This is a genomic window from Burkholderia sp. Ac-20392 (assembly GCF_017104585.1).
In the GTDB taxonomy this organism is placed as follows: Bacteria; Pseudomonadota; Gammaproteobacteria; order Burkholderiales; family Burkholderiaceae; genus Burkholderia; species Burkholderia lata.
This window is the reverse complement of the sequence record NZ_JAAGPB010000091.1, coordinates 1-22565: the sequence shown is the minus strand read 5'-3', so window position 1 is coordinate 22565 and position 22565 is coordinate 1. Positions and strand designations below refer to the sequence as shown.

Here is a 22565-nt window from a genome sequence, read left to right as displayed (position 1 = left end):
CAGGCGGCGGCTTCGACGAGATGGACGACGATATCCCGTTCTGATTTCCCGTATCTAAAAAGTGTAAAGATAGAACCCCGCCTTTGAGCGGGGTTTTTTTATCTATCTAGGACCTACGGCCTTTAGCGACCCGCAACATCGAACGGAGGGGTACCGCGGCTGATTTCTATTTTTCTTGTAAGCAATTTTGTAAACATTGGCAATTCGTGGTGCCGCTAGAGTGGCACCGATGCACTTTTGCTTGGAAAAACCGTAAACATCTACTACTGTCCTTCCAACACTCGGCCGGGAGAAATCCGTGGCAAACCGGTTCTACGTGGTAACCGTCCGGCATCCAGAAGGCGAGCGTCTGCCAATCTTGCTCGATGCAGATCGACAACCAATCGTCTGGATCAATCTCTATATCATCCGCACGTTGCGCCCTAGGCTGTCCTTCAATAGCCTGCTCAAGTGTGTCAGAATATTAGGATACCTATTTGAATGGGCGGCACGGCAAAAGAGCTTTTCGTTGCGTACACGCCTTACATCTGGAAATGGTTTAACTCATGCCGAAATTGAAGGGAGCTTGTATCCGTGGTTGCGGAAGAACTTTCGCTCAAACAGAAAGGTTCGGACGCTGGTAGTCCGGTCTGGATCCGTCGACTATCGGCTCGATGTCGTGTGGGAATTTATCGAGTGGCATATGCAGGCCGCAATAACACGTTTGCCAATCGGAAGCGGCGAGATCGGGGAGGTAGAGGCAAAGTTGAAAGCTTGCAAGCACGCGTTCGAGAATCTCTCGCGTGGTAGGCACCACTCACCGGTGCACGCTAGGGCGCTTTCGAATGTGGAGCTGAAGCGGCTCCTGAGCATCTGTCAACCTGGCAGCTTGGAAAATCCGTGGAAGAAACCCTATCAGGAGCGAAACTGGCTCATCATCCGCCTGATGGTGATGCTAGGTGTACGCAGAGGCGAACTTCTGAAGGTACGAGTTTCGGACTGTCACTTGTCCCGTAGTATTCCGGAGATCCGAATAGAGCGTTCGCCGGATGACGTGCGCGATCCACGCATCAACGAACCACAGGTCAAGACAGAGTCGCGCCAGCTTCCATGTGATCGGCAGTTGGCCAGTGATCTGAACCAGTTTATTGTCAGAACTAGGGTAAAAATTCCTCGCGCAGACAGGACGCCCTATCTCTTTCAGAGCCGGACCGGCCAGCCGATGAGTCTAAACCGGGTCAATGGCATCCTCGAACAGATTGGTAAAAGGCACCCTGAATTCGCAGACCTTCATCCGCACTGTCTGAGAAGTACTTGCGCTACGGGTTTCAGGGAGATGGCACTGAAAAGAGGCCTGGAAGAAGCGCAGGTTGAGAAGGACATGATGTATTTCTTCGGCTGGCGTTCGGAAGGTTCTATTGCTCCCTATGTGGACGATGCGATCAGAGGAGAGGCTGCCGAAATCGGATTGATCTACCAGGTGCAGTTGTTTGGCCCATCAAGCCGGCTTGGTGACAGCCGTGACTAATGACGACCTAAACCAGCTGATGGGTGATCAGATTCGGTTGTATGGATTGCAGCCGCTGGCACAGTTCGTCGTGGACCGCGACGGGCGAAAGATGGACCTTCGCGGTCCCGTTTGGAAATTCAACAAAGCGACTGAGCACTCACAAGTCGATTGGTCCAAGTTCGTGAACGGAAATCCCGTCGTCGAATACTCCTTGCGTAGGTGGGTTGAGCTCATTTTGACTCAACGGTCTGCTGCGGCATCTTACTCGGCCCTAATGCAAGTCGTTATTGCTTTAACGGGACTGGTCTCGGAGCGGAGTGGTGCACCAGATTCGCTAGAAGATACTTGGATAAAAATGAAGAACATCCGAGATCCTTCGAAGCTGAGCGAGGCGCTAAGGAGATTGATCGGTAAATCTGTACAAGTGTTACGGGACCGAAAACAGCTGGACTATTTATATCTTGTCCGACAGTGGTACGAGTGGTCTGCAGCTTCTTTGGGATGTTTGGGTTTCGATGACGAGTACGTGCTTGAGTTGAATCTGATCGACATCCCCGGCCGGCCGTCAGGCGTCGCCGTGGACCTTGAGGGCGACGACGATGGCCCTCTGTGGGACGTGGAACTTGCGGTGCTGCGAAATGCTCTCGTAACCGACAAGTCAAGGGAGCGCCGGCATGTAATGCAACGAGCGGCTATTGCACTCTGTCTCGCATATGGTCGCAATCCCGCTAACTATTGCCTGCTACGTGAAGACGATTTCAGAAATGCGCTTCATGGCTTCGATGTTCCTGGCCATTGGGTGCTCTCTGTACCACGAATCAAGAAGCCGGGGTGCGGTGCGCGGGGAGCCTTCATTGAAGAGCGCGTCGACAAGCAACCGAGGTCCTAGCGACTTTATTAGCCGCTACCTCGGGCGGGAAGGCGATGCGTCAAAGGAGAAAACCGATGACTCAACGCCAGCCGCTTGGAAAGTTCTGCTGTCAAAGCTAGGGATCAACTCTTCGGACGAATTTGAAGAACTGGTTGTCGCTTTCGTTTGCGACGGAAGGCACGACGCAAAGGCGATTGAGACCATCGTCCAAGGCTACCAACACAACGAGAATCGCACCGAATCTAGAAATCTCGCGTATGCATTCACTGAACGTTTCAATTGGGACGTCACAGACTGCGACGACGATCTCGTAGCTGATGCGGTCAAGCTCATCGACAGAGTCGCTGACCTTGATGCCTACACTGTCACGGCGCTCGGAAAACAGATGGCCGATCTACCTGGCGGTGCCAAACTTGAAGAAGATTTGATTGATGGTTGGTTGGCTCACTTCGCGACTATCGCCGACAAGACCGAATTCGGGGGATCACCGTTCCATCAACCGCTACACCCAAAACTTAAGGCAGCAGTCGACAATGCGCGCGATGCTCGAATTCACAGTGCGACCGTCGTCGATGCCATCAAGCACCTTCTTGAGAACAGCGGTTGGGGCCATCGGGAAGAAGCGGCGATGAGAGCCGCTACGATCGACGATTTCGAGACTGCGATGCGGACGTTGGAAGGTCTTGACTTCAAGCTTTTCGTACTTAAAAGCTTGGACATTCTCGAGCAAAACGAAATGTACGAGAAGCACTTCGGCCAGGCTGGGATGAATTTCTTGGAAGCATGCCGGCGCATCGCCAGAGCCGAGAAAGAGAACCGATTCGGACGGTTGTTGCGAACGTTGTTCGCAGAGAGCAAAGTTCCAGCGCTTTTGGCCGAGGGTGGAATTGAAGCCAAGCCCCAGGTGTAGACAGCGGTCGACTGCAATGCAGTGGTTACCAGAGCGACTGTCCCCGGATCTCTAAGGGGCAGCCAACCTCCATCGAGAGCACGGACCTGCGGCGACATCGCCTTCGACTGTACGAGCGTCAGCTTCCGGGCGCCCAAACCAGTACTGCCGATGTCGGGTATGGGTCGGGTACTGCCCTTCACGTCGGACGGGATTCGGAGTCGGCAACAGACGTTGGCCCACGCCTTCACATGGACGTTTGAACGTTGGCTTCGCCCGGACAACGGACCTTTGCCCATGGATCATGTCGTTCGGCTTGTCGACGTCCCCATGCAGCCAACGCTCGTTGCCTACAGTGCGCCCGAGCTATTTGGGAAGGTGGGAGTGCGCGGCGTGGTCGGAACGCTGGGCCGCGAACCACGCATGAACAGCGGCAATCACGTTCGGGTCGTTGCTTGCGTATGTGAGGCTCGCTCCGGAGGGTAGGCTCCTGTATTCAACGTGAAGCTTCTTGCCCGCCCTTGTCAGGGTGGCGAGCCCTGCCATATCGTGGCCATGAATTGCCGCAGGATCGGCGAAGTCGCCGCGGCGGAAACGTTGAGCTTCGATTGCCAGATGAGAGCGAATAAGCGCAACCTGTCTGGCGTCGTGTTTGTCGTTCGCCGTGATTGTCTCAATCCCGCCGCTTCCGGTATCGTCGAAAAAATGACTGGTCCGCGCCAGATCAAATGGCATCACAGCTGCACCCTAGCGGGCCACCGCCCGGTGCGACGTCATGTCGTGGTTCGACATCATGTCCTCGTGCGACGAGGTCTGCTCCGGCTCCCCAGCAACCGCGATCGACACACCGATCAGCGCGCTTGCCGCCGCTGTCATGATTTTTTTCATTGCGTCGGTCCTCCCTGGAAGCCGTGAAAGCTGATGCAAGCTTCCCATCGATTGTCGCGTTCGGGTCGATCACGGCCCTCGATGAGGTGGCGTCCAAGCAATCTCGGACCTGATCTGACTCTGACCGAGAGGTCAGGTCTAGACCTACACAGATTAAGCATCAGGCTCTTGCGTACGTTGATTCGTTCTAGTTGGCTGCGCGTATTCGGACATCTTTGCCATAAACAGTGGCACAAGGTCGTTCCGCTCTGCGAGCGCAATGAGCTGCCCTGCGGCCACCAGGCCTAGTACGCCGGCGACACCAAGAGCAGTCCTGATATCTTCGTCCGGATAGTTTCCCTCAACACGACCTGGCTTGTGGCGGCGGCTTACTTGTAGGAAGCCCGTATGCGTGAAGTCGTTCATTTGTGTCCACGCCGATAGCTTGAAACCCGACAGGACGCCGTCTGGTGTTCCTGCCGCCGTCTCGTACTCCGTGATAAGCGTGCCGAACGTCTTGTTCAACCGCCCCTTCTTGAACGTGGCTAGCTCCGAATCTGTTGCGCAGAAGTAGAGCCAGAGGCCGCGGACTAGCGATTCGGAAAGTACTCTCAGCAGCGCTAACATTGAGCCGTGGAGCTGCGAAGAATGAAGGAGCGCGATTGCGGCCTGATGTTCGAGTGTGACGTCAAGGCACCCGATGGCGAGTTGAGATCGCTCGTCCACTGGAAGGGTGAGTCCCGCCGTGTGTTCGTCAATCCAGCGGACCAGATTTAACAGTGCTGCGTATTCCGAGTCAGTTTGCATGGGTTACCGAGCAGAAGGAAGAGAACAACTTTGGCGAAACCAGAGGATTCGTGCACCACGATGCAGACGATCGCGGCGTCGAGCTAGATCATTTCCGTGAGGCGACCCAGCAGGATCACGGACGTGTGGAGCGCGCATGGTTGTCTGGAGCCGTTGACCGGACGACAGGCCCAGCCCTACCGATTACCCACAATTGCTTATAACGTAATGGGGTTACAAAAAAATCTAAGGGGTGTTAATCCGTCCGCCATAAGGAAGATACTGAAGTTGCCCCCATTGCGGAGACCGTGCGATGCTGTCGAGCCAATCTAGTGCCGCATAACCGTGGAGCGTTACAATCGCAATCTCCATCGGCTCAGACACTTCGTTTAGCTTACTTGCTTGCCCAAGGCGACACTCCCACGCAATTAAGTTGAGACCATATAGCAATGAGAATATGTCTACGTGCTCTTGCCTCCCTAGTTGACTCCGGGTTGCAATTCTCAAGACATCACGAACCTCAAAATTTGTCGGATGACTCTTTCTCAAGACTTCGGCGCTACTTCCTGCAGAGATATCCATGGCATTCATCTCGACGAAATTTCCACGAATTTTCATCGTTGAGTTTTTTGAGAAAAATAAATCGAGAGTAGGATAATTGTGGCACCAACTATCGTCTGTCCATCAGGGGTGTCGTGGCAAATTATCGTTGCCAGAGCAATTCCATACACAGGTTCTAGATAAGTAAACATGCTGGCGGTCTGCGCGCTAACAAGTTTCATCCCAGAAATGAAAATTGTATGGGCAAATGCAGTGCAAATAAAGCCGATCGTAAGAATTTGGAAAATTCCAATCGAAGTTTCTGGAAGCATCGATATATTGATGAACGGAAGAAGTGCGAGTGTGGCGCCGAAGTTCTGGTAGGCTGCAATTTTTATCGGGTGATCTCGTTCGACGAGAATTTTGTTAATTATCTGAGCTATTGCGAATGAAAATCCAGATCCTATTCCCCATAGGGCGCCGACAATTTTTGATTGATCAATGGAGCTCGGATTAATAATCAAGATCAAGCCGACGCTAAAAGCTGCGATGGAAAGAAAATCTTGAATCAGAAGTCGAGATTTATTAACGAGAGGGGCGAGAAGGATAACGAAGATCGGTGAGCTTGAGAAAGACAAGAGCCCTATCGACACCCCGGACAAGCGAATTGAATAGAAGAAGCTGTACCAATGGAACCCTAGGAGGAGCCCGATAGCAGCATAAGGAATTTGTTTCTGGCGGGGGACGCGCAGATCTATACGGCTCATGCGTGCGACAAAGAACAGGGCTAGAGCTGCTAAGCCGGCCCTGGCTTCAACAAGCATGCGAACATCAATTGTGGAGATGCGCCCGATAACTCCGGAAAGCCCAAAGAGCAACGTCGCGAGGTGAAGTTTAAAAATTGAGACTTGGGTTTCCAGGGGGCGGCCCGAGGCACGTGCTCCGTCAGCTTTATACATATGCCGTCCAGGTGATATATCGAGGAGTCAAGTTCTCGGCCACTTCTTCCACGTTCAGCAGCATAAAGATCGGCGATTCGAGCTTTTTTGAAGTGTGTCGACTCACCACGGCTCGCATCGCCGATCTGGTATATTCTTAACGATTAGAACAAATTTTTCCGAAGTGGGAATCGCTCATTCATCACGCGCCGACCGATATAGAATTGCTGCATCTTCTCACAATGATCGATAAGATCTTCGCGCTTGGTCAATTTTGCGACGGCGTTGAGGTTCTTGTAAATGTCGCTCACTGGTGACTCAAATCGCAACTGAATTTCTGACAAGTTAACCATGATTTTCTCTGCGTCCTCCTTGTCATGAAAGCGCTCGGAGAGCAGCAAGAGGTAATCCTCAAGATCTTCCTGCTCGAGACGTGTCCGAGCGACCAATGCCGGCTCGACCGTTTCGTCGTGAATGGACGGATCCTTGAAGATCAGAGAATAGTGGGGGTCGGGGATGTCAGTATATTGGAAATCGAGACTCAGAATGCGCCGATTATCTGATGCGAGATTTAGTGCGCTGTGTGGCACGGTGGATTCCAAGATCCAGATGTCGCCTTTTCGCATTCTGAATACACCGAATTTTTCCTCGGTATGGTATGAGTCGAGGCACGTTTCAAGCGGAATCAAGATCCGGACATAGCGATCCTTTTCTTCAGACAACTCAAGAAAATCAGTGTGCGGAACGACTAGTCCATCGATCAAATTGCGAACTCGGGCCATACGCATATGCTCAACATCGAAATAGTCTTCGATAATTTTGCTAAGATACGATGTGGCAGTTCCCACTTGTGTTCGCACTGCAGGGTGATCGTAATCGGAATACGTCGTATCAGTCCATTCGCCAGTTCGATTCCACAGCGAATGATTGATCCATGTTCCGGAGCTAAATTCATCGTACTGCTCTTTGATAATCGGTAGTTCCGAGAGGGTTTTGAGATCTTGCCTCAGCAATTCGTTGTCGAAATTGATACGACCAACCAAGCGCGTTTGCGTTACCATTGCTAAATTCTCCGATTATAGAAATCCAAAACAATGTTTCCGTAATGAACTAACTCACTGCAACTGGCAGGTGTCGATCTAGGTCTCTGACTTAGTATTTGAATCATCTCCCGAGCGCTGTAGTTACTCAGGCCCTTCGCTAGACGACGACCATTCGGATCCGCAATTTCAATCATCTCGTTGCGCCCGAAGTCTCCTTCCACACGTAATACGCCGGGCGGGAGAATGCTTTTACCCGACGATTCGACTGCTTCCACTGCTTGCTCATCGAGGACAAGAACACCTCGTGTGATGAGGTGGCCCGCGAGCCATTGCTTGTGACCGATCAAACGGGCCGTCCCTGGAAACAGCTCTGTACCGGCCGCTTTCCCCGATTGAATTTGAAGGAGTACGTTCTCGATTCGGCCGGACGCAATCGTTGTGACGCCGCCCGATAACGCGAACATCTTTGCGGCCTTCGCCTTGGAAAGCATGCCTCCGCGCCCCAATGCTCCTGCCCCACCGGCGATCTCGAGCAAGCTAGCGTCGTCGACTGAGATTCGATCGATCAACTTCGCGTCAGGGTTATGGCGAGGGTCACTGGTGAACAAGCCCTTTTGGTCCGTGAGGATGACAAGTCGATCGGCTGCAATCATGTTTGCCACTAGCGCCGCAAGTAGATCGTTATCGCCGAATCGAATCTCCTCAGTGCTAACGGTGTCGTTTTCGTTAATGACAGGAACCGCCTTCAAGCGCATCAACGTCTGAAGCGTGGCCTGGATATTCAAAAATCTTTGCTTTTCGGCGAAGTCTTCATGGGTGAGCAGCACTTGCGCAGCACAGATTCCGTGGCGACGAAAGCGTGTCTCATATGCCTCCATCAATCCCATTTGTCCGATTGCTGCCGCGGCCTGCAGTCGCGAAATTTCGTCCGGCCGGCTTCGCCAGCCAAGCCTAGACATGCCTTCCGCGACGGCACCGGACGACACCAAAACTACATCGATCCCAATGCGTTGCAACTGAAATAGTTGTTCAACCCAGCCATCCAGCGCCGAACAATCTAATCCTCTGCCGTTGTCCGTGATCAACGAACTTCCGATCTTGATCACCCATCGTTTGATTTTAGCTATACGAATAGGATTGCTAATCGATACAGATTCGTTGATATCCATGAGGAATCTTCGTTTTTTGAGTTTTGTGCGGGAAGAGCCGTCGGCTAGCGGCCGGCGGTTTGTTGATCTATCTTCGCAGGAACAACCGCAACCTTTTTGCGAGAGAGTACGAATTCGAAGATCACGCCCGCCACCAGTCCCCAAAGCGCTGAACCTAAGCCGAGGAAGGACATGCCGGATACCGTTACGACAAAAGTGATAACGGACGACTCACGCTGGGACTCTTTCGCCAAGGACGCGGACAAGCTCGATACCAGCGTGCCAAGCAACGCGAGACCTGCGAGCGTTGCGGTCAAGCCAGCGGGAAACAGCGCGAACAACGCGACGATCGACGCACCAAAAGTTCCGATACAGAGATACCCAATCCCGCAGACCACTCCAGAGATGTACCGGCGCTTTGAATCTTCGTGGCATTCTGAACTTGCGCACATTGCACCAACAATCGCAGCAGGGTTGATCCCAGAGTTTCCAAAGAATGCAAGTGGGATCGACATAACTCCACTTGCTCCAACTACCGACCGCGGAGAAATGTCATATCCTGCGTTGCGGAGGATATGGATTGACGTCGCGTACTGAGTAAGTGCGAGCAGAAGAAGAGGGAGCCCCAAGCCGATCAGCGATGCCGCCGAGAACGTGGGCCACGTGAAGGTCGGCTTTACAATGCTGAGTTCAACAGAATGTGAGCCTATTCCGCTACTGGGCAAAGCGACGACAATGCCAATGAGCAACGCGAGAGCCACCGCATAGCGCGGAATGAAGCGTCGACAGACGACATAAGCCACTACAACCGGTAGCACGACGGTCGGAGTTGCCTGAAGAGACAGGAAGATCTTTGCGCAGAACTCAAAAAGCACGCCGGCAATCATTGCGGAAAGCAAGTGTGCGGGAAGATGCGTGATGAGTTTCGTAAATAGGCCAGACAGTCCCAAAAACGTCACGATGACCATTACGACAACATAGCACCCAATGACGTCACTGAACGGATAGTGAGCCAATGCGGTGATCAGCAACGCGACGCCAGGTGTCGACCATGCTCCGATAACAGGCATTCGATGTCGGATACTGAGCCACAGGCCTAGCGCGCCAGCACCAATCGAAACTGCCCAGATCCAGGTCGATAGCAGTTCCTGGGACAAATGTCCGGCTTGAGCTGCTTGAACGACGATCACAACCGGTCCAGTATACGTTGCCATCAGGGCGATAAGCCCAGCTATCGCAGCCGAAACGGAGAAATCAGCTCGAATCTTCGAAAACATTAGATGCAATCCCGGTTGTGTACGCATCAGTTCCAAACGAGGCGGATCTGCCGGTCCAGATTGCTTGGCAGTAGCGCTCGGTCACGACGCACGATTCAATCGCGTCACTTGGAGATTTTTGCGTATACGTACAGGTCTGTCTAGTTGTTTCGACTGGAGAATGATATTGCGTTCGTAACTTCGGCGACTAATTGCGTCTAGGATTGGTGTGAGCGCGCGCTGAAGGGAGGCGACAATCGCCTCCCTCGAAAGAATCAACTAATGGTCGAGCGACTCTGTGAGGAGAGTCTAGATTGGCTTAACGATGTGCTTGGCGACGTCCCATGCCTCCATCGCTGCATGACTATTGCCATAGACCTGCGCCGCTACGATCGCTCCGTCGAGCAGAATCATGAGCTTGTTCGCATCGCCAGTGGCTTGTTTCGCTCCAACGATAGGAGTGAGCAGTTGCTCAAAGAAGGAAATGAACCTGCGCTTCTGTGCGCTCGATGCTTGAAGAACCTTCGCCTCCCGAGACGAGTATTCTGTCGCAGCGTTGATGAACATACATCCTGAGAATTCGCTACTTTTGATCCAGCGATCATGCCATTCATAGACAGCTTTCACTCGCTCGATCGGGTCACTCTTGCTGTTGACGAACTCGATCAGGTTTTCTGCAACGCTTGCTTCCCTCTGCTCAAGAACTTCGACGATCAGGTCATTCTTCGATGGAAAATACTTGTACATTGTCATTTTCGCGACACCAGACTCTGCGATGATTCGGTCAATCCCCACAGCTTGGTATCCGAACTGAGCAAACAACCGGGTCGCGGTGTCCACTACAGCCTGCCTCTTCGAGCTCATATTCCTCCCGCTCTGATTTGCCATACTAAGGATCCGGGCTCCAGAACTTCGGCAAGGAGATTCTGAGCGCGGAAGCCTCAGCAGAGATCCACAGTATACAGACCTGTAGAGCGGTCAGCATATCACGCCGATGCAAAGCATCGGCGTTCTTCATTGCTTCACGTCACTTGTATCGGGCGAGCTTTGCTTGCACTTCGTCGTAGTACGCAGCACATGTCTTCAGGCGCAGATACGCGCCAAAGAGAATTTCATCGGCTGCGGATGGGTGGTCGATCGCAGCAGGCGCGATCACGTTGTTCAACCAACCTTCACCGTGAATCACGTCGATCGTAACGTGCTCCTCGTAGTACTCCAGCTCTCCACTTCCGGCGAGGCCTAGGCGCTTACATCCACGCACCAGCTTCTCGTAGTGAGCTGGATCCATCAGTTCGGTGATCGCCATTACGCCTAGCGACTTAAAATAGTGCTCGCGGCTGGCGCAGGTCGACATGAACAAATTATGGCCAATCAGCCCATGTAGTCCCAATTCCAGATGCCGTGCTTCCGGCAGAGTATCGACGCCCACGGATGCGAGCAGGCTCTCGAACAGCTTGACGTGCCCTTTCTGCGGGTCGCCGCGACCAGCCTCATCCCACATGTTCTGAATGAGCTCTCGTCGCGCAGAATTCGACGACCCAATCAGAGCAAACGCGAGCAGATCAAAGAATCTGGTATTCAGTGCGGCATCGCTCTGAAAAAATGCAACCATCTGTGCATCCGACGCTTCAAACTCGAGGAAGTCGAAGAGCGTGTGCGTACCTGCCTCGGACGTCGCCCACATCTGTCGAACTGCATCTACAACGGAGATTGCATCTCGTTCGGACATGCCCCGGGAGTACTGAACAAACTCGATGTGAAACCAGGCTCGTTCAAGCTTGTTTCTCAGATCAATCAAGTAGAAGTCGTACTGATTCAGTGCCTGCGCTGTACCCGCTTGGGCGACATGAAGTTCGTTTAGAGTGAAGAGCGTTGCATGCAGGTCATGAAGAGCATCAATGTCGTCGTATTCGAATGCCTTCGTTAAAACGCTAGATGCGCGGTCCGAGAGCGCTTTCGACAACCCGCGCTCGCGATCCCACCTCGATCGGAGGTTTCTGTCCGCTACCACCGCGCGCGTAAGCGCTGCAAGCGAGAAAGCATCGTGCCCATCGAGGTTACCCACTTTCCTGCTGTATAACTCTTCGCCGGACAGAATGTTCGGCATGCCACTCTCCAACATTATTTGCTCCTCGTTTAGATTCCCGTAGCTGGTGACTAGTTTGCCTTTCGAAATGGACAGACCGTCCTGTATACTATCGCTCACATTGGCCGACTGCGAAACCCCATCGGTATCTCGGATCGAGCGGGCAAGGCTCGACTAGACCACGTCAGCCGCAGAGTGCTATGCCCTCAGTCGTCGTATGCCAACAATCGTGCGTCAAGATCAATGCCGTCCCCCGGTCTGCTTTGCTACGAGGCGCATACCCGCGATTCAACCATTGATTGGTCGCACACTCACCCTCTGCGAACACGTGCGGTTCGTCATGCCATCGAGTTTGCGTGCTAAGGGGTAGGGTGGTGTCGGGGCACGGGGGTAGCCATCACATCTATCTGTTTAGGCATAAGACGCGGTGGGACTTGTATACAGTTGGTGATACGTAACCTCCGCATCTGGTCGGTGTTTGGGCCACCGGTACTTGCCATGCAATCGCTTCCCAGATAAGCTGCCCAGAGCCATTTGGTTGGCATCACCACCGTGCCCATGCGAGTTTCCTTGTTGGGCCGAGCGGGTTTACCTCGCGTCCTGTAACGAAGCGTGATTGCATTGGGTCAGCGCCACTTCTTTCCTTTTAGTGCGTCGACGTTGCCAACCACGTCATGTCTCCAGCGCGACGTATCGAATCCCCGGGAACTCGCACGGAGCTGCGAGTCAGCCGATGTCGCTTCCTCGGCAGGCTCCGATCATCAACTCCAATGTACCTACCGCACTTGGGCGAGCCGAGTGACGCAATTTTTGTTGTGTGACGGGGCAGTAATCTCGGGAAAAGTTTCGCTTTTTCTCAAATTTCTCCCTCAGCCAGCGCAGCGCGGTATTGTGGACGGGCGTCGTCGAGAAAGTTTCCACTTGTTACGGAACAGAACCGTTCTGATCGGCAAGTCGGCGTCCAGCCTCTCGATGGGCCCGAATGTCCGAGTCAAGCCAGTTGCTTGGCCCGGGTCTTCGGGCCTTGTTTCGTTTACGTCGATGTTCCTTGCGCGCCAGGCAAAACGTGGCTGACGAACTTCCCGATCTCATCGCTCCGCATCTCGACGTACTCTTCTGCGGGATCAACCCCGGCCTGACCGCGGCCGCCACCGGGCATCACTTCGCGGGGAGAAGCAACCGCTTCTGGCGCGTGATCCATCTCGCGGGCTTCACGCCGGCGGAAATTTCGCCGCAGGACGATCACGCGATTCTTCAATATGGCTGTGGCCTGACGGCGGTGGTGAAGCGGCCGACCGCGAGTGCCGACCAGCTTTCCCGTGCGGAATTCATCGCCGCGGCTGCCGAGTTCGAGCACAAGGTGGCGCGTTACGGGCCGCGCTTCGTCGCCTTTCTCGGCAAGGCGGCGTATTCGGCGCTTTCCGGGCAGCGAGAAATCGAGTGGGGATTGCAGCCGGCCCGGATGCCGGGAGCGAGCGTCTGGGTGCTGCCCAATCCGAGCGGGCGAAACCTCGCGTTCAGTCTCGACGACCTGGTCGACGCATACCGTCAGCTTCGTCTGAAGGCGATGGCCGGTTCCGGTCTTCAACCGGAGGAACAGGATGCGGCGCGGTGACTCCGCGCCTCGGTGGCCGGGCGCCGTGCTGCCGCGCGCGTTCTTCGACCGCGTCGCCACCGACGTCGCGCCGCAACTGCTGAACAAGATTCTCGCGGCCGCGGACGGCCGGGCCGGGCGGATCGTCGAAGTGGAGGCCTATGCCGGTGCGATCGACCCGGCCGCGCATACCTATCGCGGCAAGACGCCGCGCAATGCGACGATGTTCGGGCCGCCGGGGCACCTGTACGTCTATTTCACCTATGGCATGCACTGGTGCTGCAACTGCGTGTGCGGCCCGGATGGCACGGGCACGGGCGTGCTGATCCGTGCGCTCGAGCCGCTGCAAGGGCTCGAACGGATGCGTGCGGCACGGCCACTGCAGACGCGCGATCGCGACCTGTGCCGGGGGCCGGCGCGGCTGACGCAGGCGATGGGGATCGGCGGCGCGCAGGATGGGGTCGACCTGATCGGCGCGCACGAAGGGTTCGCGATCGTCGACGATGGCGTCGCGCCGCCCGCCGATCTGGCGGGCGGGCCGCGCATCGGCATTCGTGTCGGCACGGATCTGCCGTGGCGGTGGAGCGTGCCGGGCAACCGGTATGTGTCGGGGCCGGTGACGCGCCGCTGATACGGCCCCGTGCCAAGATGCGCACAATTCGACCTGCGTCACGCGACCGCCACAATTGACCGGCTAAGCTTGTCTTTTCGACGTGTTCGATCGAGGAGACACAATGCGGCGGGTCGTATTCAACCAGAAGGGCGGCGTGGGCAAATCGACGATCGTCTGCAACCTGGCGGCGATCAGCGCGAGCGAAGGGTTGCGCACGCTCGTCATCGACCTCGATGCGCAGGCGAACTCGACGCGCTACCTGCTCGGCGACGCCGCGTCCGACGCGCAGCCGGGCGTCGCCGATTTCTTCGAAACCGCGCTGACCTTCAACTTCCGCCCGGTCGACGTCGCGTCGTTCATCCATCCGACCCCGTTCGAAGGGCTCGACGTGATGCCCGCGCATCCGGAGCTCGACACGCTGCACGGCAAGCTCGAGTCGCGCTACAAGATCTACAAGCTGCGCGATGCGCTGAACGAGCTCGACACCTACGACGCCGTGTACATCGACACGCCGCCCGCGCTGAATTTCTATACGCGCTCGGCGTTGATCGCGGTCGAGCGCTGCCTGATCCCGTTCGACTGCGACGATTTCTCGCGCCGCGCGCTGTACACGCTGCTCGAGAACGTGAAGGAAATCCAGCAGGACCACAACGCGGCGCTCGAGGTCGAAGGGATCGTGATCAACCAGTTCCAGCCGCGGGCGAGCCTGCCGCAGCGGCTGGTCGACGAACTCGTCGAAGAAGGGCTGCCGGTGCTCGCGTCGAGACTGTCGGCGTCGGTGAAGATCCGCGAGTCGCATCAGCAGTCCAAACCGGTGATCCATCTGGAACCCGGGCACAAGCTCGCGCAGGAGTTCCTCGCGCTGCATCGTGAACTGGCCGGCTGATCCCGCACCTGCCTGATGAACCCGCGGCCGCATCATGCGGCCGTTTTTTATTGCGACCCGCAATTCATCCGATCATTGATTCCGTCATTAATAATCCCGAAAACGATTTCATAATAAATCCAGAAAAAACGATTACATAAGTGACCGCTCCATTTTCAATGTGCTCCGGTTTTCTAATAAACGGAATAATGGATTGGTAAATGTTGCGCGACGTCATGACCCGGTATCCTGTAAAAAGGTAAAAATGCATTGCGGGGCAGAGTGATGCGTGGCCTTGTCTGCGATGTCGGCGCATCAAGGGTTCCAGCGGTTGCTCTGAATCAAAATAAGGGTTTACACCTAGTATTAATGCCATTTAATTGACAATTAATCGATCTAGAATGGGCTCCTTCAGCTTCCCGTGCTCAAATAAGTGACGGGTTGTCAATAAGGGAGTCTGCTGTCGATCCGGCTTCCCATTTTCTTTACGTCGTCTCTCGCATTGCTAACAGGAGCGTGCCCGATGTCCGTATTTGCCCCCGAAAAACTGAACGCCGAATATCAATCCGGTATCGCCGCGTGGTTTGCGATCGCCCGTCCGGCGATCCAAGGTTTCGAGGCTGTCGTCGAACTCAACCTGCAAGCGGCCCGGACGGCGCTCGAGGAATACGAAGACAAGCTGAAGAACGCATTCAACAGCAGCAACCCGGCCGCGGGCTTCGCACAGCAGGTCGCCGCACCGCAGGAAGCGGCCGGCAAGGTCGTGTCGTACGGCCGCCATCTGTTCGACATCGCAGTGTCGACGCAGTCCGAATGGGCGAAGGTCGCGCAAGCGCAGTACGAACAGAACGACAAGCGCCTGAAGGACGCGCTTGGCGAACTGTCGAAGCATGCACCAGCCGGCTCGGCGCCGGTGGTGGCTGCGCTGAATTCGGCGCTGTCGGCGGCGACCGCCGCGGCCGATTCGGTTCGCGCAGCGACGGGTCAGGCGATCGAAGCCGCACAGAGCGGTTTCGATGCGGTCAGCGAAACGGCAACGCGTGGCGCGAAGCAAACGGCTGCCGCCGCACGCAAGGACGCAGCAGCCGCACGCGAATCGGCTGCGTAATCGCGTAGCCACGCAAGCACGTGTCGCGCATGAGCGCGACACGATTGATCGGCGCCGGATGGCGCCAGACGCCGCGTGTGCCGCGTGGCGTCCGGCGAATGTCCGGTTTGCCGCAAGACGCCGGTGAACCGGCGAGCCGTACCGGTGTGCCGCCCGTTCGAACGGGCGCCGCGCGCCGTACGGCGGCGTGCGACCGCTATCGCGCCGGACGGCCCGAGATGCGCGATCGCCAGCCGAGGCCGGCTCGCGCCGGCGTCAGAACGACGAACTGATTTCGATGCAGGAACTGGACATGACGGATGTAGTGATCGTATCGGCCGCGCGGACCGCGGTCGGCAAATTCGGCGGTTCGCTTGCGAAGATTGCGGCGCCCGAACTGGGTGCGACGGTGATCCGCGCGGTGCTGGAGCGTGCGGGCGTGAAGCCCGATCAGGTCAGCGAAGTGATCATGGGCCAGGTGCTGACGGCCGGTTCCGGGCAGAACCCGGCGCGCCAGTCGCTGATCAAGGCCGGGCTGCCGACGGCAGTGCCGGGGATGACGATCAACAAGGTGTGCGGCTCGGGCCTGAAGGCCGTGATGCTGGCGGCGAACGCGATCGTCGCGGGCGATGCCGAGATCGTGATCGCGGGCGGCCAGGAGAACATGAGCGCGTCGCCGCACGTGCTGCCGGGCTCGCGCGACGGGTTCCGGATGGGCGACGCGAAGCTGGTCGACACGATGATCGTCGACGGCCTGTGGGACGTGTACAACCAGTACCACATGGGCATCACGGCGGAGAACGTCGCGAAGGAATACGGGATCACGCGCGAAGAGCAGGACGCCTTCGCGGCGCTGTCGCAGAACAAGGCGGAAGCCGCGCAGAAGGCCGGTCGCTTCGACGACGAGATCGTGCCGGTGGCGATTCCGCAACGCAAGGGCGAGCCGCTGCAGTTCGCCACCGATGAATTCGTGCGTCACGGCGTGACGGCGGAATCGCTGTCCGGGCTGAAGCCGGCGTTCTCGAAGGACGGCTCGGTGACGGCGGCGAACGCGTCGGGGCTGAACGACGGCGCGGCGGCGGTGCTGGTGATGTCGGCGCAGAAGGCGGCGGCGTTGGGCCTGACGCCGCTGGCGCGGATCAAGGCGTATGCGAACGCGGGCGTGGATCCGAGCGTGATGGGCATGGGCCCGGTGCCGGCCTCGCGCCGGTGCCTGGAGCGCGCGGGCTGGACGCCGGGCGACCTGGACCTGATGGAGATCAACGAGGCGTTCGCGGCGCAGGCGCTGGCGGTGCACAAGCAGATGGGCTGGGACACGTCGAAGGTGAACGTGAACGGCGGGGCGATCGCGATCGGTCACCCGATCGGTGCGTCGGGCTGCCGGATCCTGGTGACGCTGCTGCACGAGATGGCCAAGCGCGATGCGAAGCGCGGGCTGGCGTCGCTGTGCATCGGCGGCGGGATGGGCGTTGCACTCGCGGTCGAGCGCGCCTGAGCAGGGTCTGACATACCTCCCGCGTGCGGCGCCGGCCAGCGCCGTACGCGGGCGAAGCGGATTTCGCGCACGACAAGCAGTCAATAACAAGCGCGAAGTGCCGGTGCGTGCCGCGCCCGCGACGCGGGCGGCTGCGCATCGAAGCGGTGGGGCGGCAGCCTATGCGATGCCGTCGCCCCGCCTTCATCGATTACTTTCTTGTCGGTAATTTATAGGATGACTAAGCGAATTGCAGTTGTGACTGGTGGAATGGGCGGCCTCGGCGAAGCGGTCAGCATCAGGTTGAACGACGCGGGCCACCGGGTAGTCGTCACGTATTCGCCGAACAACACCGGCGCGGACCGCTGGCTGACCGAGATGCACGCGGCCGGTCGCGAGTTCCACGCGTATCCGGTGGACGTGGCCGATCACGATTCGTGCCAGCAATGCATCGAGAAGATCGCGCGGGACGTCGGCCCGGTCGACATTCTCGTGAACAACGCGGGCATCACGCGCGACATGACGCTGCGCAAGCTCGACAAGGTCAACTGGGACGCGGTGATCCGCACGAACCTCGATTCCGTGTTCAACATGACGAAGCCGGTCTGCGAAAGCATGGTCGAGCGCGGCTGGGGCCGCATCGTCAACATCTCGTCGGTGAATGGCTCGAAGGGTTCGGTCGGCCAGACCAACTACGCGGCCGCGAAGGCCGGCATGCACGGTTTCACGAAATCGCTCGCGCTCGAGATCGCGCGCAAGGGCGTGACGGTGAACACGGTGTCGCCGGGCTACCTCGCGACGAAGATGGTCACGGCGATCCCGCAGGACATCCTCGACTCGAAGATCCTCCCGCAGATTCCGGCGGGCCGGCTCGGCAAGCCCGAGGAAGTCGCGGCGCTGGTGGCGTACCTGTGCTCGGAGGAGGCCGGCTTCGTGACGGGCTCCAACATCGCGATCAACGGCGGGCAGCACATGCATTGACGCGTGGCGGCCCGGTGCTCCGGTGCTTCGGCGGCGTGCGCGCACGTGCCGGGCCGCGTTCCGCAATATCCAGTGCCAGGGCGGCGGCAGGCGCGCCGCTTCGGCTTCGCATTCCGGAGAAGGCATGGGCGATACCTGGATGGGACTCGCGATCGGCGGCACGGCACTGGCCGTCGCGCTGACGATGGCAGTCTCGCTCTACTGGCTCGAGCGGCGCCGTGCGCGTCTGCTGCGGAACTTCGATCATCGCGATTGCTGGCTCGTCGCGTACGGCAAGTGCTTCGCGCGCGTGCGGGCCAGGCCGGCACGCCGCTTGCGCGGCGCACGTTGACGGCGGCATTGCGGTCGTGACGCGTCACGATTGACGAGCGGTCACGCATCGTGCGCACGCCTCCGGCGATGCGCGCGATGCCCGTGATCAATCGCTCTTTTCGCTCTTTCCACCCGACTCGCCCGAGTCGTTCTTGTGGAAGATCCGCTTCGTCGTGCGCTTGGTGGCATCCCAGCCTTCGCGCGACGCGTGTGCGACCCCGTGCCCGACCGCCTTCGCGGCGCTTGCGGTCGCGTGGCCGAAGCTGCGGGCCGCCTCGCCGGTCTTGTGCGCGGCTTCCTTCGAATCGCGCTTGATGTCCTGCTTCACTTCCGACATGTCCGCGTGCGCGATCGGGCTGATCAGCGCCAGAACGAGCGCGGTGCCAATGAACTGACGAACTTTCACGACCTGGTTTCCTTCTCTTGAGTAAGCGGCTTCATCGAGGATTCGCATCGCCGGCTGGCGCCGCGCGAAACGCGCCGGACGTCGATGCATCCAGCATCACCGCCGCGCGGCCGCACAGCAGCACGCGATCGCCGCAGCGCAGCGCGAAGCCGTACAGCACCGAGCGGGCGTCGCCGCTCACGCGCTCCGCTTCGACGACGAGCGGCTGCGCGAACGTGTCGAGCCTATCGACGAACGCGTCGACGTTGCGCACGCTCGCCAGATAGCCGACGCGCGGGCGCGCTTCGTGCGCACCGAGCAGCGCGCCGTGCACGGCCATCGCCTGCGCCGCGTATTCGATCCCGCAGACGGAGGCGAGCCGACCGTGCGCGCGCAGCGGGTTGTGCGGATCGCGGTGGCTCGTCGCGGTGCAGCGGATGCGGTCGGCGTCCCACGCATCGACCGACTCGAGCACGCACATCGCGCCGTCGTGCGGAATGTGCGCGGCGATCCACGCGTGGTCGTTGGCGGGCGGAAGCGGGCGCTCAGGCGTCATGGCGGCCCACCGGATGGAGCGTGGCGGCCGCGTACGCGCCGCAGTTCGACTGCATCACGCCGAGCACGCGGTGCCCGTGCGCGACCGCATCGAGCCCGACGTCGGCCAGGTTGATCGGAAAGTCCGAACAGCACGCATGGCCGCGCGCATGGATGTTCTCCGCATAGAGCCGCTCGGCCGGCACGCGCATCGCGCGGCATAGCGCATTCCAGCCGGGCAGGTCGGCGTTGTGCGGCAGCACGAGCTCGTACGCGTCGAGCGCGTGCGGCTCGAGCGCGACCGCCGCGTCGATCGCCTTGCGGGTGTACGGCCACTCCATCATGATCAGGTCGGCCTCGTTCGCGGCGACGGTATCCGAGCCGCGGTGCCATTTCGCATGCGTCTCGATCGCGATGCCGCCGAGCCGGTTTTTCGTGCTGTTGCGGGCAATCAGCATCGCGGCCGCGCCGTCGCACTGCACGCCCGTCATCTGGCGCATCCGGTAATCCTCGCCGTACACGCGGTCGGACGACACGACGAGCGCCGCGTCGAGCTGCGGATGGCGGCGCATCAGCGCGCGCACCGTCTCGATGCCGGCCGCGACCGACACGCAGTTCAACTGCGCGACCGAACCGAGCCACAGCGGCTCGATGCCGAGCTGCGCGGCCAGCTCGTGCGGCAGGCTGCGCGGCGCGGGCGGTACGCTGAACTGCTGCGTGTGCACGTGCACGATCGCGCCGATGTCGGACGGATGCACGCGCGCGGTGTCGAGCAGGCGGCCGGCCGCCGCGATCGCGAGATCGGTCTCGCTCGTGTCGAGCGCCATGTGGAAATAGCGGCTGCCCGAATGCGCGATCGCCGCGGCCCGCTGCGCCGGGTAGTCGCGCTCGGCGGCCCAGGCCTCGATATCGACGGGCAGGCCCGGCAGCTCGTAGGCCACTGCATCGATGCCGATCCAGAAGCCGGCGTCGCGGGATGCTTGGGAGGCGTTCGTCGTCATGGTTCAGTTGAGCGGCATCGCCGCGTAGTCGAGGACGTCGAGTTTTTCGAAGGTCGCCTGCACGGTCGGCGTGAGCAGGCCCATCTCGCGGATCGTCGGCACCAGGCGCCGGAAGATCGAGCGGCGGATCGAGCTCGACACCGGCGACTCGCGCACCATCGCGCTGCATTCGCGCTTCGACAGACCCATCGGTTCCCAGATGTCGTCCGCGCACAGGTGCTCGTACAGCACGGCTGCACCCTCGCAGACGAACTCCTCGCGTTCGCGCAGCTCGACCGCGCTCATCTCCGCATACACGCGGCACAGCGTGATCCGGCCGACCGCGAAGTGGCGCGATTCGTCGCGCTGGATCCGCACGAACAGGTCCTTGATGAACGGATCGGTGCTGTACGCGACCACGCTCTGGAAGATCGACAGCGCGATGCCCTCGACGAGCACCTGCATCCCGAGGTTCGTCATGTCGAGCGCGCTGCTCGTGATCGTGTCGTGCAGCAGTCCCTTCAGCGAACGGCTCATCGGGTAGCTGACGTCGAGCTTCTCGTTGACGAGCTTCGCGTACGCCTCGACGTGACGCGCTTCGTCCATCATCTGCGCGGCTGCGCACAGCCGCGCGCTCAGGCCGTTCTCGGCCGATGCGAGCTTCGACGCGCAGATCAGCGCGGCCTGCTCGCCGTGCAGGATCTGCGACAGCAGCCAGCCCTGCGCGTGATGGCGCACCTCGCGCTTGTCGGCGTCGGAGAGCTTGCCCCACAGCTCGGTGCCGTAGATCAGCAGCGTCGGGTCGGGCATGCCGAGCGGGTTCGCCGGATCGAGGTCGTGACTCCAGTCGACGTCGGTCGCGACGTCCCACTGCGCGGCCTTCGCCTTTTCGTAGAGCCGGTTCAGTGCCTCTTCGCGCAGTTCGTAGTCGTTCGACATCAGGGCGTCGACGGGCATCGACCAGCGGATGTCGGCCGTGTCCTGCATAACGGTGAGCGTGTCAGTCATTTCAAGGTCTCCCCGGCTGCGCGGCGGCGCCGGAATGATGGGCGGAATCGGTAAGCGTCGCGGCGGCGGCGCGCGGTGTGGCCGGATGCGGGTCGAGGCGGATCGCATAGGACGGCCACGGGCCGCGCAACTGCGCGTCGAAGGCGTCGGCGAGCCGCGCGGGCCAGATCGCGCAGCACACGCGGTTGTCTCCGGCGAACTCCGCGTCGCGCAGGATGCGGTCGCCGATCCACACGACCGGCGCGCCGCGCGCGGCATCGCGCAATGCTTCGTCGTACAGGTGCACGCCGAGCAGTACGTGCGGCGCGAGCAGTTCGGCCGGCAGCGCGCCGAAGTACGGCGCGCAGACTTCGATGAACACGCGTGCGTCCGGATGCACGGCATCGCGAATTCGCGCGGTGATGTCGGCAAGGAACGCGAAATACTGGACGTGGTCAAGGAGCACGCGGCGCTCGCCGCCGAGCGCATCGCCGGCGTCATACACGTCGCCGGCGCTTTCGGCGAGCGCGGCGCGTGCATAGTCGGCCGGCGTGTCGAGCGGCATCCGGTACGCGCTTGCGGCGACCGCAACCGGCTGCCGCGCGTCGCGCTCGATCCGGTAGGTGAAGTGAACGGGTCGCACCATGTCACGCCTCGTCGTCGAGAGAGAACGTCGCGTCCGGCGCGAATGCGACGTCGGCGACCGCGTAATAGCCGTTCAGCGCGAGCGAGCAGACGGCCGCGCGGCGCGGCGTGTCGCCGTCGCGATGCGCGAGCAGCACCGACAGCCACGGATCGCTGCCGAACGCATGACCGAACAGCCCGTGGCCGTCCGGCAGG

Annotated in this window: 24 protein-coding genes and 1 pseudogene; 10 read left to right on the top strand and 15 right to left on the bottom strand. The window is 59.0% G+C overall.

The features are described 5' to 3' along the window. Positions 1 to 298: 298 nt before the first annotated feature. The 3 genes from G3N99_RS13485 to G3N99_RS13475 are packed head-to-tail and all read left to right on the top strand — an operon-like array spanning position 299 to position 3270. Positions 299 to 1507, top strand: a complete 1209-nt coding sequence (locus tag G3N99_RS13485) for a site-specific integrase (RefSeq protein WP_206122621.1) — start codon at positions 299 to 301, stop codon at positions 1505 to 1507. Beyond that, positions 1500 to 2378 (top strand): hypothetical protein, encoded by an 879-nt coding sequence (locus tag G3N99_RS13480; RefSeq protein WP_206122620.1) that lies wholly within the window; start codon positions 1500 to 1502, stop codon positions 2376 to 2378. The genes G3N99_RS13485 and G3N99_RS13480 overlap by 8 nt, the downstream gene beginning before the upstream one ends. Next, positions 2344 to 3270: a hypothetical protein gene (locus tag G3N99_RS13475; RefSeq protein ID WP_206122619.1), complete on the top strand. Its 927-nt coding sequence runs from the start codon at positions 2344 to 2346 to the stop codon at positions 3268 to 3270. The genes G3N99_RS13480 and G3N99_RS13475 overlap by 35 nt, the downstream gene beginning before the upstream one ends. Before the next feature lie 345 nt (positions 3271 to 3615). On the opposite strand, the gene G3N99_RS13470 is transcribed toward G3N99_RS13475, so the two are convergent. The 9 genes from G3N99_RS13470 to G3N99_RS13435 all read right to left on the bottom strand — a co-directional run bounded on the left by G3N99_RS13470 (position 3616) and on the right by G3N99_RS13435 (position 11934). Continuing rightward, complete coding sequence (locus G3N99_RS13470) at positions 3616 to 3984, bottom strand: aspartate carbamoyltransferase (protein ID WP_206122618.1); 369 nt, start codon at positions 3982 to 3984, stop codon at positions 3616 to 3618. A gap of 12 nt (positions 3985 to 3996) precedes the next feature. Next, positions 3997 to 4125, bottom strand: a complete 129-nt coding sequence (locus G3N99_RS42370; RefSeq protein ID WP_277396366.1) for a hypothetical protein — start codon at positions 4123 to 4125, stop codon at positions 3997 to 3999. A gap of 165 nt (positions 4126 to 4290) precedes the next feature. Then, positions 4291 to 4923 carry a hypothetical protein gene (locus G3N99_RS13465; protein ID WP_206122617.1) on the bottom strand — a complete coding sequence of 211 codons (633 nt, stop codon included), beginning with the start codon at positions 4921 to 4923 and terminating at the stop codon, positions 4291 to 4293. A gap of 593 nt (positions 4924 to 5516) precedes the next feature. Further along, positions 5517 to 6401, bottom strand: a complete 885-nt coding sequence (locus G3N99_RS13460) for a DMT family transporter (RefSeq protein ID WP_206122616.1) — start codon at positions 6399 to 6401, stop codon at positions 5517 to 5519. Positions 6402 to 6544: 143 nt separating this feature from the next. Continuing rightward, positions 6545 to 7441, bottom strand: coding sequence for an aspartyl/asparaginyl beta-hydroxylase domain-containing protein (locus tag G3N99_RS13455; RefSeq protein WP_206122615.1), 897 nt, complete (start codon positions 7439 to 7441; stop codon positions 6545 to 6547). A gap of 2 nt (positions 7442 to 7443) precedes the next feature. After that, positions 7444 to 8592: a glutamate 5-kinase gene (gene proB / locus G3N99_RS13450; RefSeq protein WP_206122614.1), complete on the bottom strand. Its 1149-nt coding sequence runs from the start codon at positions 8590 to 8592 to the stop codon at positions 7444 to 7446. Positions 8593 to 8636: 44 nt separating this feature from the next. Next, entirely contained in the window at positions 8637 to 9848 is a 1212-nt protein-coding gene (locus G3N99_RS13445; RefSeq protein WP_206122613.1) for a benzoate/H(+) symporter BenE family transporter, read from the bottom strand. A gap of 288 nt (positions 9849 to 10136) precedes the next feature. Beyond that, on the bottom strand, positions 10137 to 10667 hold the full coding sequence (locus tag G3N99_RS13440) for a TetR/AcrR family transcriptional regulator (protein ID WP_346778486.1): 531 nt from the start codon (positions 10665 to 10667) through the stop codon (positions 10137 to 10139). Between the two features lie 187 nt (positions 10668 to 10854). After that, positions 10855 to 11934 (bottom strand): iron-containing redox enzyme family protein, encoded by a 1080-nt coding sequence (locus G3N99_RS13435; RefSeq protein WP_206122612.1) that lies wholly within the window; start codon positions 11932 to 11934, stop codon positions 10855 to 10857. Between the two features lie 1045 nt (positions 11935 to 12979). On the opposite strand from G3N99_RS13435, the gene mug reads away from it, so the two are divergent. The 7 genes from mug to G3N99_RS13400 all read left to right on the top strand — a co-directional run bounded on the left by mug (position 12980) and on the right by G3N99_RS13400 (position 18858). Beyond that, positions 12980 to 13528 (top strand): G/U mismatch-specific DNA glycosylase, encoded by a 549-nt coding sequence (gene mug, locus G3N99_RS13430; RefSeq protein WP_206122622.1) that lies wholly within the window; start codon positions 12980 to 12982, stop codon positions 13526 to 13528. After that, positions 13515 to 14138: a DNA-3-methyladenine glycosylase gene (locus G3N99_RS13425; RefSeq protein ID WP_206122611.1), complete on the top strand. Its 624-nt coding sequence runs from the start codon at positions 13515 to 13517 to the stop codon at positions 14136 to 14138. The genes mug and G3N99_RS13425 overlap by 14 nt, the downstream gene beginning before the upstream one ends. Before the next feature lie 103 nt (positions 14139 to 14241). Continuing rightward, positions 14242 to 15006 (top strand): ParA family protein, encoded by a 765-nt coding sequence (locus tag G3N99_RS13420; RefSeq protein ID WP_174945054.1) that lies wholly within the window; start codon positions 14242 to 14244, stop codon positions 15004 to 15006. Positions 15007 to 15508: 502 nt separating this feature from the next. After that, positions 15509 to 16093 (top strand): TIGR01841 family phasin, encoded by a 585-nt coding sequence (phaP, locus tag G3N99_RS13415; protein WP_011353207.1) that lies wholly within the window; start codon positions 15509 to 15511, stop codon positions 16091 to 16093. Between the two features lie 292 nt (positions 16094 to 16385). After that, on the top strand, positions 16386 to 17567 hold the full coding sequence (locus tag G3N99_RS13410; protein ID WP_206122610.1) for an acetyl-CoA C-acetyltransferase: 1182 nt from the start codon (positions 16386 to 16388) through the stop codon (positions 17565 to 17567). Between the two features lie 216 nt (positions 17568 to 17783). Beyond that, positions 17784 to 18527 (top strand): acetoacetyl-CoA reductase, encoded by a 744-nt coding sequence (phbB, locus tag G3N99_RS13405; RefSeq protein ID WP_041492959.1) that lies wholly within the window; start codon positions 17784 to 17786, stop codon positions 18525 to 18527. 124 nt (positions 18528 to 18651) lie between these two features. Further along, complete coding sequence (locus tag G3N99_RS13400; RefSeq protein ID WP_105815070.1) at positions 18652 to 18858, top strand: hypothetical protein; 207 nt, start codon at positions 18652 to 18654, stop codon at positions 18856 to 18858. Between the two features lie 87 nt (positions 18859 to 18945). Here G3N99_RS13400 and G3N99_RS13395 read toward each other — a convergent pair whose 3' ends face one another. The 6 genes and pseudogenes from G3N99_RS13395 to G3N99_RS13370 form a co-directional block, all read right to left on the bottom strand. Then, complete coding sequence (locus tag G3N99_RS13395) at positions 18946 to 19293, bottom strand: hypothetical protein (protein WP_011353203.1); 348 nt, start codon at positions 19291 to 19293, stop codon at positions 18946 to 18948. Further along, positions 19277 to 19780 carry a hotdog family protein gene (locus G3N99_RS13390; RefSeq protein WP_206122609.1) on the bottom strand — a complete coding sequence of 168 codons (504 nt, stop codon included), beginning with the start codon at positions 19778 to 19780 and terminating at the stop codon, positions 19277 to 19279. The genes G3N99_RS13395 and G3N99_RS13390 overlap by 17 nt, the downstream gene beginning before the upstream one ends. Beyond that, entirely contained in the window at positions 19770 to 20759 is a 990-nt protein-coding gene (locus G3N99_RS13385) for a 3-oxoacyl-ACP synthase (RefSeq protein WP_174933445.1), read from the bottom strand. Before G3N99_RS13385 ends, G3N99_RS13390 begins: the two co-directional genes overlap by 11 nt. Positions 20760 to 20762: 3 nt before the next feature. Further along, positions 20763 to 21746, bottom strand: coding sequence for a ferritin-like domain-containing protein (locus tag G3N99_RS13380; protein WP_174933444.1), 984 nt, complete (start codon positions 21744 to 21746; stop codon positions 20763 to 20765). A 1-nt stretch (position 21747) separates the two neighbouring features. Continuing rightward, positions 21748 to 22371, bottom strand: coding sequence for a hypothetical protein (locus G3N99_RS13375; RefSeq protein WP_174947854.1), 624 nt, complete (start codon positions 22369 to 22371; stop codon positions 21748 to 21750). A gap of 1 nt (position 22372) precedes the next feature. Then, positions 22373 to 22565 (bottom strand): annotated as a pseudogene (locus G3N99_RS13370) (hypothetical protein); the annotation flags it as partial.